This window comes from Mycobacterium malmoense (assembly GCF_019645855.1).
Classification (GTDB): domain Bacteria; phylum Actinomycetota; class Actinomycetes; order Mycobacteriales; family Mycobacteriaceae; genus Mycobacterium; species Mycobacterium malmoense.
Window position 1 is genome coordinate 1,138,680 of record NZ_CP080999.1, and the last position, 13,466, is coordinate 1,152,145.

Consider the following 13,466-nt stretch of genomic DNA (forward strand, 5'->3'; position numbering starts at 1 on the left):
GTTTACCGCAGCCGCATTCCGCGTGGGGTGCGAACGAATCCGGCTTCCATGAGCCCGGTCAGCGCCGCCGCCTCCGGCCCGCCTGCGCGCGGCTGCAATGCCGGCACCCCGTCGACGCGTTCGACCAGGATCGACGCGACCCGCCGGGCGGCGACCAGGTCGGCCAGCGCCGTGGCCGCCGCGCGGTCGGCCGCGGGATCGTCGGTGAAGGTCAGCAGCGACCGTCCGCCGCGCTCCAGGAACCAGACCAGCTCGCCGTCCACCAGCACGACGAGCGCGCCCGCCTTGCGCCCCGGCCGTGCCCCGGCGCCCTCCGCGCGCGCGGCGGGCCAGGCCAGCGCGGCACCGTAGGGGTTGGCCGGGTCGGCGGCGGCCAGCACGACCGTCCGGTAGTCCGGCCGCTCTGGGTCGATCCCGTCGGCATGGCTGCGCAGCCGATCGACGGTGGACGCGACGGCGAATTGGGCGCCGCCCAACGACTCCACGAAATATCCGCGCTGGCACCGGCCGGCCTCCTCGAAGCCGCTCAGCACCTTATATAGCGTCGCGAAGCCGCCCGGCACACCCTCGGCGCTCACCGCGCCCCGGGTCAGCACGCCGTGACGGTTCAACAACAGCTCGGCCTGATAGTGCGCCCGCAGCGTGGAATCCGGCTCGGGGGCCGGCAAAGCCGACCACCGGCCGGCCACGGCCGGATCGGCGGCGCGCTGGGCGTGCGCGACGCTGTATCGGCTCAGCCGCGGTGCGCGATGCGCCCGGTGCGCGGGCGCCGAGCGCCCGCGGGTCCCCGCGCCGCCGAGCACGGCGCGGATCGGCGCGAACGTGTCGCCGGTGACCCGGCCGGCCCAGATCAGTTCCCACAGCGCGGTTTTGAGCTCGGCGTCGGGGAGCCCGGTCTGGGCGAGCTGGCGGAAGAAGTACCCGCCGCCCCCGGCCAGCGCGTCCAGGATCGCGCGGTGCGCGCCGGTGAGGTCGACCTCGGCGGGTGCGATCAGCGTCAGGGGGGCGGTGTCGGCGAGATGCAGCGCGATCCAGCCGTCGCTACCGGAGATCGCGCCGGCACCCGACCAGGTGACCTCGCCCGTCGCGAGCAGTTCGTCGAGCATCGCGGGGGAGTAGTCACGGACCCGGGGGGCCAGCACCAGCGGTTCGATCGCCGAGGCCGGCATCCGAACACCGGCCAGCTGATCGATCACCGACACCAGCCCGTCCAGGCCCGAGTGGCCCGACGACATGCCGTGCCAGGCCGGCAGGAACCGCCCGTAGGCGGCGGTGCTCACCGGCTCCACCTGGGCGCGCAGTGCCGCCAGCGACCGCCGCCGCAGAATGCGCAGCACGTCGGCGTCGCACCACTGCTCGCCCCCGGCCCCCTCGCCGGCGGCGACGAAGTCGCCGCGCACCAGCCGGCCGTCACTCGCGAGCCGGCCCAGCACGTCGGCCGTCACCCGCAGCCCCAGGCCGAACCGGGCGGCGGCTTCGGCGGTGGTGAACGGGGTGTGCGTGCGCGCGTAGCGGCCCAGCAGCTCGCCGAGCGGGTCGGCCACCGCCTCGGTGAACGCGGCCGGCACGCCCAGCGGGACCGCCGTCCCGACCCCGTCGCGCAGCCGGCCGATGTCCTCGATTGCCACCCACCAGCCGCGGCCGGCGAACGACACCGTCAGCGCGCGCCTGGCGGCGCGCAAGCCTTCCAGCCAGCCGGCGATGCCGGCACCGTCGGCCCGGGCGGCCACTTCCTCTTCGGTCAGCGGCCCCAGGAGCCGCAGCAGGTCCGCGACGCCCTCGGCGTCGCGGGCGGCCCGGTCATCCGAAAGGTGTTGCAGCTGAAGGCCGGTCGCGGCGATGACGTCCGGATCGAGCAGCTCGCGCAGCTCGACCCGGCCGAGCAGCTCGGCCAACAGCGTGGCGTCCAGCGAGAGCGCCGCGGCGCGGCGCTCGGCCAGCGGGGTGTCGCCCTCGTACACGAACGCACCGACGTAACCGAACAACAGCGACGCCGCGAACGGCGACGGCTTCGCGGTCTCGGTCTCGGCCACCCGCACCCGGCGCGCGGCGATGCCGGCCATCAACCCGACCAGCGCGGGCACGTCGTAGACGTCCTGCAGGCATTCGCGGACGGTCTCCAGCACGATCGGGAAGTCGGGGTATTTGCGGGCCACGTCCAGCAATTGGGCCGCGCGCTGGCGCTGGTGCCACAGCGGCGAGCGGCGGCCGGGATGCCGGCGGGGCAGCAGCAGCGCGCGGGCCGCGCACTCCCGGAACCGCGACGCGAACAGCGCCGAGCCGCCCACCTCCGCGGTGACGATCGGGTCGATCTCGTCGGCGTCGAAGACGAACAACTCCGCGCCCGGCGGGGCGTCTCCGCTGTCGGACGGGGTGTCGGGCAGGCGCACCACGATGCCGTCGTCGGAGGCGGTGGGCTTCTCGTCGATGCCGTAGCGTTCCAGCAGCCGCCGGCCCACGGCCAGCGCGAGCGGCCCGTGCACCCGCAGCCCGTACGGCGAGTGCAGGATCACCCGCCAGTCGCCCAGCTCGTCGCGGAACCGCTCGACCAGCAGGGTGGTGTCGGTGGGCACCACCCCGGCGGCGGCCCGCTGCTCGTCCAGCAGCCCCCACAGGTTATCGGTCGCATAGTCGTCGAAACCCAAACCGGCGCAGCGCTTCCCGAACGCGTCGCGGTCCAGGCCGGCCAGCTCTCCGGTGAACGCGCCCAGCGCGGCACCGAGCTCGGCCGGGCGGCCGACGCCGTCGGCGCGCCAAAACGGCAACCGGGCCGGCTGGCCCGGCGCCGGAACCACCAGCACCCGGTCGTGGGTGATCTCGGTGATCCGCCAGCTGGTGGCCCCCAGCGAGATCACGTCGCCGGGACGCGACTCGTAGACCATCTCCTCGTCGAGTTCGCCCACCCGCGAAGGCTTTTCGGTGGCCAGCCAGACGGTGAACAGCCCCCGGTCGGGGATGGCGCCGCCGGAGGTGACGGCGAGGCGCTGCGCACCGGGCCGCGCGGTCAGGGTTCCCGTGTCGCGGTCGTACACCAGCCGCGGCCGCAGCTCGGCGAACTCGGTGGACGGATATTTTCCGGACAGCAGGTCCAGGGTGGCCTCGTACACGCTGCGCGGCAGGGTCGCGAACGGGGCGGCCCGGCGCACCGTGTCGAACCACTTATCGGCATCGAGGGGCTCCAGCGCGGCCGCCGCCACGGTCTGCTGGGCCAGGATGTCGAGCGGGTTGGCGGGCACCCGCATCGTCTCGATCTGACCGGCCAGCATGCGCTGCACGCTCACCGCACAACCGATCAGGTCGGTGCGGTGCTTGGGAAACAGCACCCCCCGCGAGACCTCGCCGACCTGGTGCCCGGCCCGCCCGATGCGCTGTAGGCCGCTGGCCACCGACGGCGGCGCCTCCACCTGGATCACCAGGTCGACCGCGCCCATGTCGATGCCCAGTTCCAGGCTCGACGTCGCCACCACCGCCTTGAGCAGCCCGCGTTTGAGGTCTTCTTCGACCAGGGCGCGCTGCTCCTTGCTGACCGAGCCGTGGTGGGCGCGGGCCAGTACCGCGTCGGCGCCCCAGGTCTGGCCGCTGCCCATGATGTGCGCCGGCGCCCCGCCGGCCACCCGCGGGTTGGGCTCCGGGGTCAGCTCGAGACCACAGCGTTCGGCGTGAATCTCGTTGAGCCGGGCGGTGAGTCGTTCGGCCAGCCGCCGCGAGTTGGCGAACACGATGGTCGAACCGTGCGATTCGATCAGGTCGACCAGGCGCGCCTCGACGTCGGGCCAGATGGTGTTGTCCGCCAGGTTGGCCATGTCGGGCACCGGCACCTGCACGGCGAGCTCCACCGTCTTGGCCGACGGCGGGGCCACTATGGTTGTCCGAGTCGTCGGGCCTCCGCCGGACAGGAACCGCGCCAGCTCCTCGGGCGGGCGCACGGTGGCCGACAGCCCGATGCGCTGCGCGGGCGGCCCGTCGCGCAGCGCTTGTGACAAATCCTGGAGGCGCTCCAGCGACAGCGCCAGGTGGGCGCCGCGCTTGCCGCCGGCGATGGCGTGGATCTCGTCGACGATCACCGTCTGCACGCCGGCCAGGGTTTCGCGCGCCGCGGAGGTGAGCATCAAAAACAGCGACTCCGGCGTGGTGATCAGCACGTCGGGGGGCCGGGCGAGGAGCTGGCGGCGTTGCGCGGGCGGGGTGTCACCCGAGCGGACCCCGACGCTGATGTCGGGCGCCGGCAGACCGCGGCGCTCGGCGATCCTGGTGAGCCCGGCCAGCGGGGTGCGCAGGTTGCGCTCGACGTCGACGGCGAGCGCCTTGAGTGGGGACACGTACAGCACCCGGGTGCCCGACGGCCGGTCGGCGGCGCCGGCGAGGCTATCCAGCGCCCACAGGAACGCGGCCAGCGTCTTACCGGAGCCCGTCGGCGCGATCACCAGCGTGTTGTGGCCGTCGGCGATGGCGTCCCAGGCCTCCGCCTGCGCGGTGGTCGGTGCCGCGAAGGTGCTGTTGAACCATTCACGGGTGATTGCGCTGAACCGGCCTAACGGGTCAGGGTTGCTCACCTAACCATGGTGCCAAGGAACGTCGACAGAGTTCACAGTCGCGCGGTGGCCATCGCCTCGGCCAGCCCCTCCGGAATCTTCGGGATCCGCGCAATGGCATCCAGCAGGGCGTGCGCACAGGCGTCGGCGAGCTCCTCGGCGTCGGTCGTGGGGTCCATGATCCGCTGGCGGCAGATCTCGAAGGTGAGCGCGAGCCAACCGTGCAGAATCACGCGCAGGTGCCGCTCGATGTCGGGTTCCAGGGTTTGCCCGGGCACCGCGCTCACCAGTTCGGCGACCCGGCCCATGATGTGTTCCATCTGGCGGTTCTTGGCTTCGTCGCTGACGCCGAGCAGCACCGGGTCGGACCGGCCCAGGCCAACATAGGCAGCCCACGCCGACTCCGGATGATGTTGTTGGTAGGCCATATAGGCCAGCACACCGGTCTTGATCTCCTCGAACATCGTCAGGCCGGCGGGGCGGAGCTGGTTGGTGGCCTCGTAGAGCCGGTCGGCCTCGTCTTGCACCACCGCGGCGAAGAACGCCCGTTTATCGGGGAAGTAGTGATACATCAGGGCGCGGGACACTCCGGCCCGCTCGGCGATCTCGTCGATGCGGACCTCGTCGTAGGGCCGCTTCCCGAAAACCTCCGCCCCCAGAGCAAGCAGCTCAGCTCGGCGGTCCTCCGGGGACAGCCGCCCCCTAGCCGTTGGCATGTGTCAGATAGTACTCACGAAGGCCGCCTGGCAATCCGGACTGCGCTAATGGAACCGATTTGGGCCGGTCGGGATGGGCTAGGGCCGGGCCACACCCGATTGCCCGGCCCGGCCGGCCGCCGCGAGCGTAACGCCACCGCGAATCCCGACGCCGAAAAGCGCGGCCACGTTACGCTCGCGAGCCTTTGTCATTTGATCCGGCGCACGCAGAACCGGAACGCATACCAGGAAATTTCCGCCTTCAAACCGGCTTTGTCCAGATAGCCTTGCCAATCTTCACGCCGGAAGCTCCGGGCGATCGATATCATGCCGTCGGAGCGCACGATGGGGTGCCAACCCATCAGGCGGGACAGAATGGGGAAGCCGTAATACGCCAACGAATGGCGATGAAGATCCGCAATGTGCCAGCCGTACACGGAATTCGTCTCGAGCCAGGTCAGGAAATCGACAACATCCTCGTCGCTGAGGTGGTGCGCGACCTGCGAGCTGACGATGAAATCCAGCGGCTCGTCCGGGGTGTAGGAAAATACGTTGCCCGTTCGGTAGTCGATGTCCATTTCCGGCGGCGTCACGCCGCGCGCGACGACGGCGCTTCGGGGATTGAGGTCGATGCCCGATAATTGTGCCTTCAGCCCGCGCCGATCCGCCCAGCGCGCAATGGCCCGCAACAAATCGCCGTCGCCATAGCCGACGTCCAGCACGGAGAATTTCTCACCGACGGGCAATGCTCGAGTTGCCTGCGCCAGCCAGCGCAACGACGGGCGGTGGGTGAGGGTGAGTCGATTGACGACGGCAAGTTCGGCCAGGCAGCGCTGATAATCGGCAATGTCGACGCTTTCGTCGTCCAACACCTCTGGCGTCACGCTGCGCACCGAAAGATCCATTCGCCCTTCCCCCACCCCGAGCTCTCGATCCATGTTGCGGTACTCCTCAAGCTGGGGCCTCTTTGGCCAGGCAGGCCCCGCTAAGTCTGACCGGCGACGGGCGGGTCGGCAAGGCGGTTCATCCGAACTCCACGCCCTGGGCCAGCGGCAGCTCGCTGGAATAGTTGACGGTGTTGGTGGCGCGCCGCATGTAGGCCTTCCACGCGTCCGAGCCGGACTCCCGCCCGCCGCCGGTTTGCTTCTCGCCGCCGAACGCGCCGCCGATCTCGGCGCCGGACGTGCCGATGTTGACGTTGGCGATGCCGCAGTCGGACCCGTCCAGGAATCGCTCGGCCTCCCGCAGGTCGGTGGTGAAAATGGCCGACGAAAGCCCTTGCGGCACACCGTTGTTGAGCGCGATCGCCTCGTCCAGGTCGTCGTAGGTCAGCACGTAGAGGATGGGCGCGAACGTTTCGGCGGCCACGATGGCGGTCTGCGCGGGCATGCGGACGACGGCGGGCGCGACGTAATAGGCGCCGGGCGGGCCGTAGTCGTGGCGCGCGCCGCCGACGACCTCGCCGCCGTCGGCGCGCGCCAGTTCCAACGCTCCCACCATGTCGCGGTAGGCGGTCTCGTGGATCAGCGGGCCGACCAGCGTGCCCGGGGCCGACGGGTCGCCGATCGGCAGCCGCCCATAAGCGGCCGCCACCCGCTCCACCACCTCGTCGGCCACCGAGCGGTGCACGATCAGCCGGCGCAGGCTGGTGCAGCGCTGGCCGGCGGTGCCCGCGGCGGCGAACACGATGGCGCGCACGGCCAGGTCCAGGTCGGCCGACGGCGTCACGATGGCCGCGTTGTTGCCGCCCAATTCCAGCAGCACCCGCCCGAAGCGCGCGGCGACGCGCGGACCGACGGCCCGGCCCATCCGCACCGAGCCGGTCGCGGACAACAACGCGATCCGGGGGTCGTCCACCAGCCGCTCACCCAGGTCACGCTCGCCCAGGACCAGCCCGCTCACCGCCGGCGGGGCGCCGACGTCGGCGGCGGCCCGGTCGAGCAGCGCCTGGCAGGCCAGGGCCGTCAACGGCGTCAGCTCCGAGGGTTTCCACACCACCGGGTCGCCGCACACCAGCGCCACGGCGGCGTTCCACGCCCACACGGCCACCGGGAAGTTGAACGCGGTGATCACGCCGACCACGCCGAGCGGATGCCACGTCTCCAGCAGCCGGTGCCCGGGGCGCTCCGAGGCGATGGTCCGGCCGTAGAGCTGGCGCGAGAGGCCCACGGCGAACTGGCAGACGTCGATCATCTCCTGCACCTCGCCCAGCGCCTCGGAGGTGATCTTGCCGACCTCGAGGGTCACCAACGCCGCGAGGTCGCCGCGGTGTGCGGTGAGCAGCTCGCCGAGCCGGGCCACCAGCGCGCCGCGCACCGGGGCCGGCGTGCCGCGCCATGCCGAAAACGCCTGCGCCGCATCGGCGATCGTCCGATCTGCCCGCTCGGGCGTGGTGGGTGCGACGGTGAAGAGCACCTCGCCGGTGATCGGCGTGCTGGCGGGCAGCCCGTGCCCGCCGGGCTCGCCCAGCTCGACGCCGGATCCGGTTGCCCGCAGGGCGTGGCGGGCCCGGGCACGCAACTCGTCTGCGTGGGTCATGCGGCTGCCTCCTCGTAAAGCGCGTACGGGTCGTGAATGTCGCGGCCGATGGCGCCGGCCAGCCACCGCACGTCGTAACCGGAGTCATCGGAACCGTCGGCCGCCCGGGCGTCGGAGTCCAGGTTGGACCGGAAGATGCCCGCCGCCGACGCGGGCAGGAAATCCTCGTAGACGATCGGCGCGGCCGGGTCGCCGCCGCGGTAATAGGCCAGTCCGTCGGCGGCCATCTCCTCATCGGTCGACGGAAAGTAGTGGCTCCACACCGCCGCCGGATCCGCGGCCGTCATCGCGGCGTCGTAGCGCTCGCGCCCGCGCGGGGTCAGCGCGATACCGCGCGCCTCGACCTCGCCGAACCGCACCCGCAGGCTTCCCCTGGTGATGGTGCCGTCGCGGCCGCGAAACAGGCGCGGTTCGGCGAGCGCGCGAAAAGAGGTCTGGCGCAACAGGACCGCGGGCCCGTCGGTGCGGGGTGGGCCCTGGATGGCGTCGATCATGGCGATGCCACGCCGCGTCATCCGCCGGTACAGCTCGTCGATGTCGAGGACCCGCGGCGTCAGATGGTTGATGTGGGTGGAGCCGACCCCGGCGATGTCGGCGGCCACCGCGGACACCCGCGACAACTCGTCGTACCAGGACTTGTCGATCGGCTCGCGCGACAGCGCGAATGCGGCCACCGCCGCCGCGACGAAAGCCTGGGCCTCGTCGGCATCGCAGCCGCCCTCGGCGGCGAGGCGTCGCGCCCGGGCCAGCAACGCGGGGTCGAACAGTTGGCGGCGCGCGAGGAACGTTTCCACGCGGGCACGCAGGTCAGGATCGAAGAATCGGCGGTCCCGAGTGGCCAGCATCGAGGTGAACACGCGAAACGGGTTGCGCGCCAACTCGTTTGCCTCGACGGGCCGAAAGGCCGTGGACACCACCGGAATCGGCGACGCGGCCGAACGCAGGTCGTAGTAGCCCACCGGCCGCATGCCGAACGCGGCGAACAGGTCGGCGACGGCGGCCAGTTCGGCCGGGCCGCCCACCCGGATGGCGCCGTGCCGCTCGGCGGTGACCCGCTCCAGCGAGCCAAACCGCTCGGCATCCGGGCGACGCGCCACGTGGTCGGCGTTGACCCGCCCGCTCACCTCGACCAGCGTCGCGTAGGCGGGCACCTCGCCGGCGTACATGGCCGACAGCCCGGCGGCGAACCGCGCGCGCAGCTGCCAGGTCGCCAGCCTTTTCGCCCGGCTCATGCCGCGCCGCCGGTGCGATAGTCTCCGGCCATGAGCGACACGCTCGACGACGTCGACCGGATCCTGGTGCGCGAACTGGTCGCCGACGGCCGCGCCACGCTGGCGGAGCTGGCCGCGAGCGCCGGACTGTCGGTGTCGGCGGTCCAGTCGCGGGTGCGCCGGCTGGAGTCCCGCGGCGTGATAGCGGGGTATTCCGCGCGGATCAACCCGGAGGCGGTCGGGCACCTGCTGTCGGCGTTCGTGGCCATCACTCCCCTGGATCCTTCCCAACCCGATGATGCGCCCGCCCGTCTGGAACACATCGAGGAGATCGCGTCGTGTCACTCGGTGGCCGGCGAAGAAAGCTACGTCCTGCTGGTGCGAGTGGAGTCCGCGCGGGCGCTCGAGGACCTGCTGCAGCGGATCCGGACAACGGCGAACGTCAAGACCCGAAGCACCATCATCCTCAACACTTTTTACAGTGATCGGCAATACATACCATAATATTTACGGCGCTCCCGTCATGATTCCGTAAATATCAGGATAGTATGACGGTATGACTGCCGCCGTGAACTCCCTCGCGCTTGCCGGTTCGCAGCCAGAACCCGACCGGGTCCCTGAGGCGCTCTCGCGCAGCATCCTGGTCGACGGTTTCGACCTGGTGCTCGACCTGACGCGGTCGGCCGGCTCGTACCTGGTCGACGCCCGCGACGGTCGGCGCTATCTCGACATGTTCACCTTCGTCGCGTCCTCGGCGCTGGGCATGAACCACCCGGCGCTGGCCGGCGACGACGAATTCCGGGCGGAGCTCGTTCAGGCCGCGCTGAACAAGCCGAGCAACCCCGACGTGTGCACGGTCGCGATGGCCGGCTTCGTCGAGACCTTTGCCCGGGTGCTCGGCGACCCGGCGCTGCCGCACCTGTTCTTCGTCGAGGGCGGCGCGCTGGCGGTGGAGAACGCGCTCAAGGTCGCGTTCGACTGGAAGAGCCGGCACAACCAGGCCCGCGGCTTGAACCCCGGGGACCCGGGGCTGGGCACCCGGGTGCTGCACCTGCGCGGGGCGTTCCACGGCCGCAGCGGCTACACCCTGTCGCTCACCAACACCAAGCCGGTCGCCGTGGCGCGCTTCCCGAAATTCGACTGGCCCCGCATCGACGCGCCGTACATCCGACCGGGAGCGGACATGGACGCCCTGGAAGCCGAGTCGCTGCGGCAGGCCCGCGCCGCGTTCGAGGCGCACCCGCACGACATCGCCTGCTTCCTCGCCGAACCCATCCAGGGCGAGGGCGGCGACCGCCACTTCCGGCCCCGGTTCTTCGCCGCGATGCGCGAGCTGTGCGACGAGCACGACGCCTTGCTGATCTTCGACGAGGTGCAGACCGGCTGCGGGTTGACCGGAACCCCTTGGGCCTACCAGCAATTGGGCGTGCAACCCGACGTCGTGGCGTTCGGCAAGAAGACACAGGTGTGCGGCGTGATGGCGGGTCGCCGGGTCGACGAGGTCGCCGACAACGTCTTCGCGGTCGCCTCGCGGCTCAACTCGACGTGGGGCGGCAACCTGGTCGACATGGTGCGCGCCCGGCGCATCCTGGAGGTGATCGAGGCCGACGGATTGTTCGACCGCGCCGCCGACCAGGGCGCCTACCTGCTCGCCCGGCTCGGCGAGCTCGCCCGGGAGTTCCCCGCGGTCGTGCTCGACCCCCGCGGCCGCGGCCTGATGTGCGCGTTCAGCCTGCCGACCACCGCCGATCGCGACGAGGTGATCCGCCAGCTGTGGCAGCGTGGGGTGATCGTGCTGCCCGCCGGTAAGGACGGCGTCCGGTTCCGCCCCGCACTGACCGTGTCCCGCGGGGAAATCGACGCGGCGATGCGTGCCGTACGGGGCGCCGTGGCGGCGGTGGTCGGGGACTGAAGGCGGTTTACCGTGGTTTGCCGGTGGGTATCTGTCCCCATGCGATCGCCAATCAGAGCCAGCACCCGCGGGCGGCCCAAAAAATCGGCGTGCAGCGGTAACTAACGCCACGCGTCCGACGATGGATTAAGAGCAGCCAGGCGCGTGATATGAGGGGCAACGATGCAGAGAGCGGATGAGCGGTCGCCCGGCGACCGCTTGGGACAGGACGACGGTGAGGTGCATGCCGCCATCCGGTTTGCGGTCCTGGCCGCGGCCGCGGGGGTCGGCTTCTTGGTTCTGGCCGCGCTGTGGGTCAGCACCTGCCCGGGAACGGGCGTCGACACGGTGGCCTGCGGCGCGCCGCAGCGGACGGTGTTGGCGTTCGGTGGCCCGCTGATCTTGCTGGCCGGCGGGCTGTGGGCGTTCCTGCGCACCTACCGCGTGTGGAAGGCCCGCGGCACCTGGTGGGGATGGCACGGCGCGGGCTGGTTTTTGCTGACGCTGATGGTGGTGACGCTGGGCTTGGGCGTTGGGCCGATCGCCGGCCCGGTGCTGGCCTTCTGATTTTTCGCCGACTTCAGGTCTCGCAAACGCCTTCGGCGGGATCTACCGTTGATGGTGCGACTCCGATAGGAGCAGCCATGGGAGACACCTATCACGACCCCGTCGACCATTTGCGGACAACGCGGCCGCTGGCCGGTGAATCGCTGATCGACGTGGTGCACTGGCCCGGATACCTCTTGGTGGTGGCGGGCGTGATCGGAGCGTGCGGAAGCCTCGCGGCCTTCGGCACCGGGCACCAGCACGCGGGCATGACCGCGGGCGTGACGGCGGTCGTCGTTTCCGTGTTGGGCCTGGTGTGGCTGGCGCTCGAGCACCGGCGGATACGCAGGCTCTGTGACCGCTGGTACGCCGAACATCCCGAAGTGCGCAGGCAGCGACCGGCCAGCTGAGCGCGTCGAATACGTTGAAGTAACAAGCCCTTTCACGCACCCCAGCCCGGAGTGCCGCGCCGGCGTGCGGAATTTCTTGCCGGAGACCCAAATCCGTGGGTTATTGGCCACACCGAGTGGGTATCAGCTCTACACCATGATGAATGCCGGACGGGTTGCGTTAGCGTGGTCACCCCATCATGGGCGCAAGAATCACGAAAACGCCGACGTAGATGCCCACTGCGAGCACGATCAACACGACCAGCGTGATCCCGGCGATCACCGCGACCCGCTTGAGTCGCCGCGCCTTCGTGTCAGGCCCGTCCATATCGGGCGGGATACCCGGCGGTCGTCATGAATAACCGACCCGAACCCACGGTCGACGGCGGGCTGCAGCGCAATAGTAGTGTCAGTCAAACATTGCCGGGAGACCATATGACCGATGCGGGATTTCGCGCCGACAGGCGTCAACGCGGCCACCGCGCCGTCGAACTGCACGTTGCGGCGCGGCTGGAGAACCTGGCGATGCTGCGCACGCTGGTCGGCGCCATCGGCACCTTCGAGGACCTGGATTTCGACGCCGTGGCGGACCTGCGGCTCGCGGTCGACGAGGTGTGCACCCGGTTGATCCGCTCGGCCACTCCGGACGCGACGCTGGTCGTCGTCGTCGACCCGCACGACGACGAGTTGGTGGTGGAGGCCTCCGCGGCGTGCGACACGCACGACGTGGTGGCGCCCGGCAGCTTCAGCTGGCATGTGCTGACGTCGTTGGCCGACGACGTCCAGACTTTTCACGACGGTCGCGAACCCGACGAGGCCGGCAGTGTTTTCGGTATCACGCTGACAGCGCGACGGGCGGCCTCCAGCAGGTGACAGCGCGAGCTGGCGGCGGTTCGGCTTCGCGCCCGAACGAATATGCCGACATTCCGGAGATGTTCCGTGGGTTGGCTGGCATCGCGGCCGACTCCACGGAATTTCAGCGGCAGCGGGACAAGATCGTCGAGCGCTGCCTGCCGCTGGCCGATCACATCGCCCGCCGGTTCGAGGGCCGCGGCGAGCCGCGCGACGACCTGGTTCAGGTGGCGCGGGTCGGCTTGGTGAACGCGGTGGTCCGCTTCGACGTCGAAGCCGGGTCGGACTTCGTGTCGTTCGCGGTGCCCACGATCATGGGGGAGGTCCGCCGTCACTTCCGCGACAACAGTTGGTCGGTCAAGGTTCCGCGGCGCCTCAAGGAACTGCACCTGCGGCTGGGCGCCGCCACCGCCGATCTGTCGCAACGGCTCGGAAGGGCGCCCACCGCAACCGAACTCGCCGCGGAACTCGGCATGGAACGCGACGAGGTCGTCGAGGGCCTGGTGGCGGGCAGCTCCTACAACACCTTGTCCATCGACACCGGTGGGGGCGGCGAAGATGACGACGCCCGCGCGATTGCGGACACGTTGGGCGACGTGGACGCCGGTCTGGACCGCATCGAGGACCGGGAGGCGCTGCGTCCGTTGCTCGAGGCGTTGCCCGAGCGGGAACGAATGGTGTTGGTGCTCAGGTTTTTCGAGTCGATGACGCAAACGCAGATCGCCGAGCGGGTCGGCATCTCGCAGATGCACGTGTCGCGGCTGCTGGCCAAGTCGCTCGCGCGGCTGCGCGACCAGCTGCAATAAGCGGCC

General features: G+C 70.6%; 12 protein-coding genes. 6 read left to right on the forward strand and 6 right to left on the reverse strand.

What is annotated here, in order from left to right:
• Nucleotides 1-2: 2 nt before the first annotated feature.
• From K3U93_RS05405 to hglS, 5 genes are all read right to left on the reverse strand, one after another.
• A complete protein-coding gene (locus tag K3U93_RS05405) occupies nucleotides 3-4,553 on the reverse strand; it encodes an ATP-dependent helicase (protein WP_083011494.1) in 4,551 nt (1,516 codons plus the stop codon).
• Between the two features lie 32 nt (nucleotides 4,554-4,585).
• On the reverse strand, nucleotides 4,586-5,248 hold the full coding sequence (locus tag K3U93_RS05410) for a TetR/AcrR family transcriptional regulator (protein WP_220688584.1): 663 nt from the start codon (nucleotides 5,246-5,248) through the stop codon (nucleotides 4,586-4,588).
• 188 nt (nucleotides 5,249-5,436) lie between these two features.
• On the reverse strand, nucleotides 5,437-6,132 hold the full coding sequence (locus tag K3U93_RS05415) for a methyltransferase domain-containing protein (protein ID WP_071513264.1): 696 nt from the start codon (nucleotides 6,130-6,132) through the stop codon (nucleotides 5,437-5,439).
• Between the two features lie 118 nt (nucleotides 6,133-6,250).
• On the reverse strand, nucleotides 6,251-7,765 hold the full coding sequence (gene amaB / locus K3U93_RS05420; protein WP_083011493.1) for an L-piperidine-6-carboxylate dehydrogenase: 1,515 nt from the start codon (nucleotides 7,763-7,765) through the stop codon (nucleotides 6,251-6,253).
• The gene (hglS, locus tag K3U93_RS05425; RefSeq protein WP_083011492.1) at nucleotides 7,762-8,997 is read right to left on the reverse strand and encodes a 2-oxoadipate dioxygenase/decarboxylase; all 1,236 of its coding nucleotides are present in this window, start codon (nucleotides 8,995-8,997) and stop codon (nucleotides 7,762-7,764) included. Before hglS ends, amaB begins: the two co-directional genes overlap by 4 nt.
• A 30-nt stretch (nucleotides 8,998-9,027) precedes the next feature.
• Here hglS and K3U93_RS05430 point away from each other — a divergent pair, with 30 nt between their 5' ends.
• From K3U93_RS05430 to usfY, 4 genes are all read left to right on the forward strand, one after another.
• Nucleotides 9,028-9,480, forward strand: a complete 453-nt coding sequence (locus K3U93_RS05430; RefSeq protein WP_071513261.1) for an Lrp/AsnC family transcriptional regulator — start codon at nucleotides 9,028-9,030, stop codon at nucleotides 9,478-9,480.
• 52 nt (nucleotides 9,481-9,532) lie between these two features.
• A complete protein-coding gene (lat, locus tag K3U93_RS05435) occupies nucleotides 9,533-10,888 on the forward strand; it encodes an L-lysine 6-transaminase (protein WP_083011491.1) in 1,356 nt (451 codons plus the stop codon).
• 162 nt (nucleotides 10,889-11,050) lie between these two features.
• Complete coding sequence (locus K3U93_RS05440) at nucleotides 11,051-11,434, forward strand: hypothetical protein (protein WP_083011490.1); 384 nt, start codon at nucleotides 11,051-11,053, stop codon at nucleotides 11,432-11,434.
• Nucleotides 11,435-11,511: 77 nt separating this feature from the next.
• Nucleotides 11,512-11,823 carry a protein UsfY gene (gene usfY, locus K3U93_RS05445; protein ID WP_083011489.1) on the forward strand — a complete coding sequence of 104 codons (312 nt, stop codon included), beginning with the start codon at nucleotides 11,512-11,514 and terminating at the stop codon, nucleotides 11,821-11,823.
• Nucleotides 11,824-11,992: 169 nt separating this feature from the next.
• Here the strand turns inward: usfY and K3U93_RS05450 are convergent, their stop codons facing one another.
• A complete protein-coding gene (locus tag K3U93_RS05450) occupies nucleotides 11,993-12,130 on the reverse strand; it encodes a hypothetical protein (RefSeq protein ID WP_176220033.1) in 138 nt (45 codons plus the stop codon).
• 107 nt (nucleotides 12,131-12,237) lie between these two features.
• Between K3U93_RS05450 and K3U93_RS05455 the strand changes: the two genes are divergently transcribed.
• Together K3U93_RS05455 and K3U93_RS05460 are read left to right on the forward strand one after the other, a co-directional pair.
• On the forward strand, nucleotides 12,238-12,675 hold the full coding sequence (locus K3U93_RS05455) for an ATP-binding protein (protein WP_071513257.1): 438 nt from the start codon (nucleotides 12,238-12,240) through the stop codon (nucleotides 12,673-12,675).
• The gene (locus K3U93_RS05460) at nucleotides 12,672-13,460 is read left to right on the forward strand and encodes an RNA polymerase sigma factor SigF (protein ID WP_083011488.1); all 789 of its coding nucleotides are present in this window, start codon (nucleotides 12,672-12,674) and stop codon (nucleotides 13,458-13,460) included. Before K3U93_RS05455 ends, K3U93_RS05460 begins: the two co-directional genes overlap by 4 nt.
• Nucleotides 13,461-13,466: the final 6 nt, after the last annotated feature.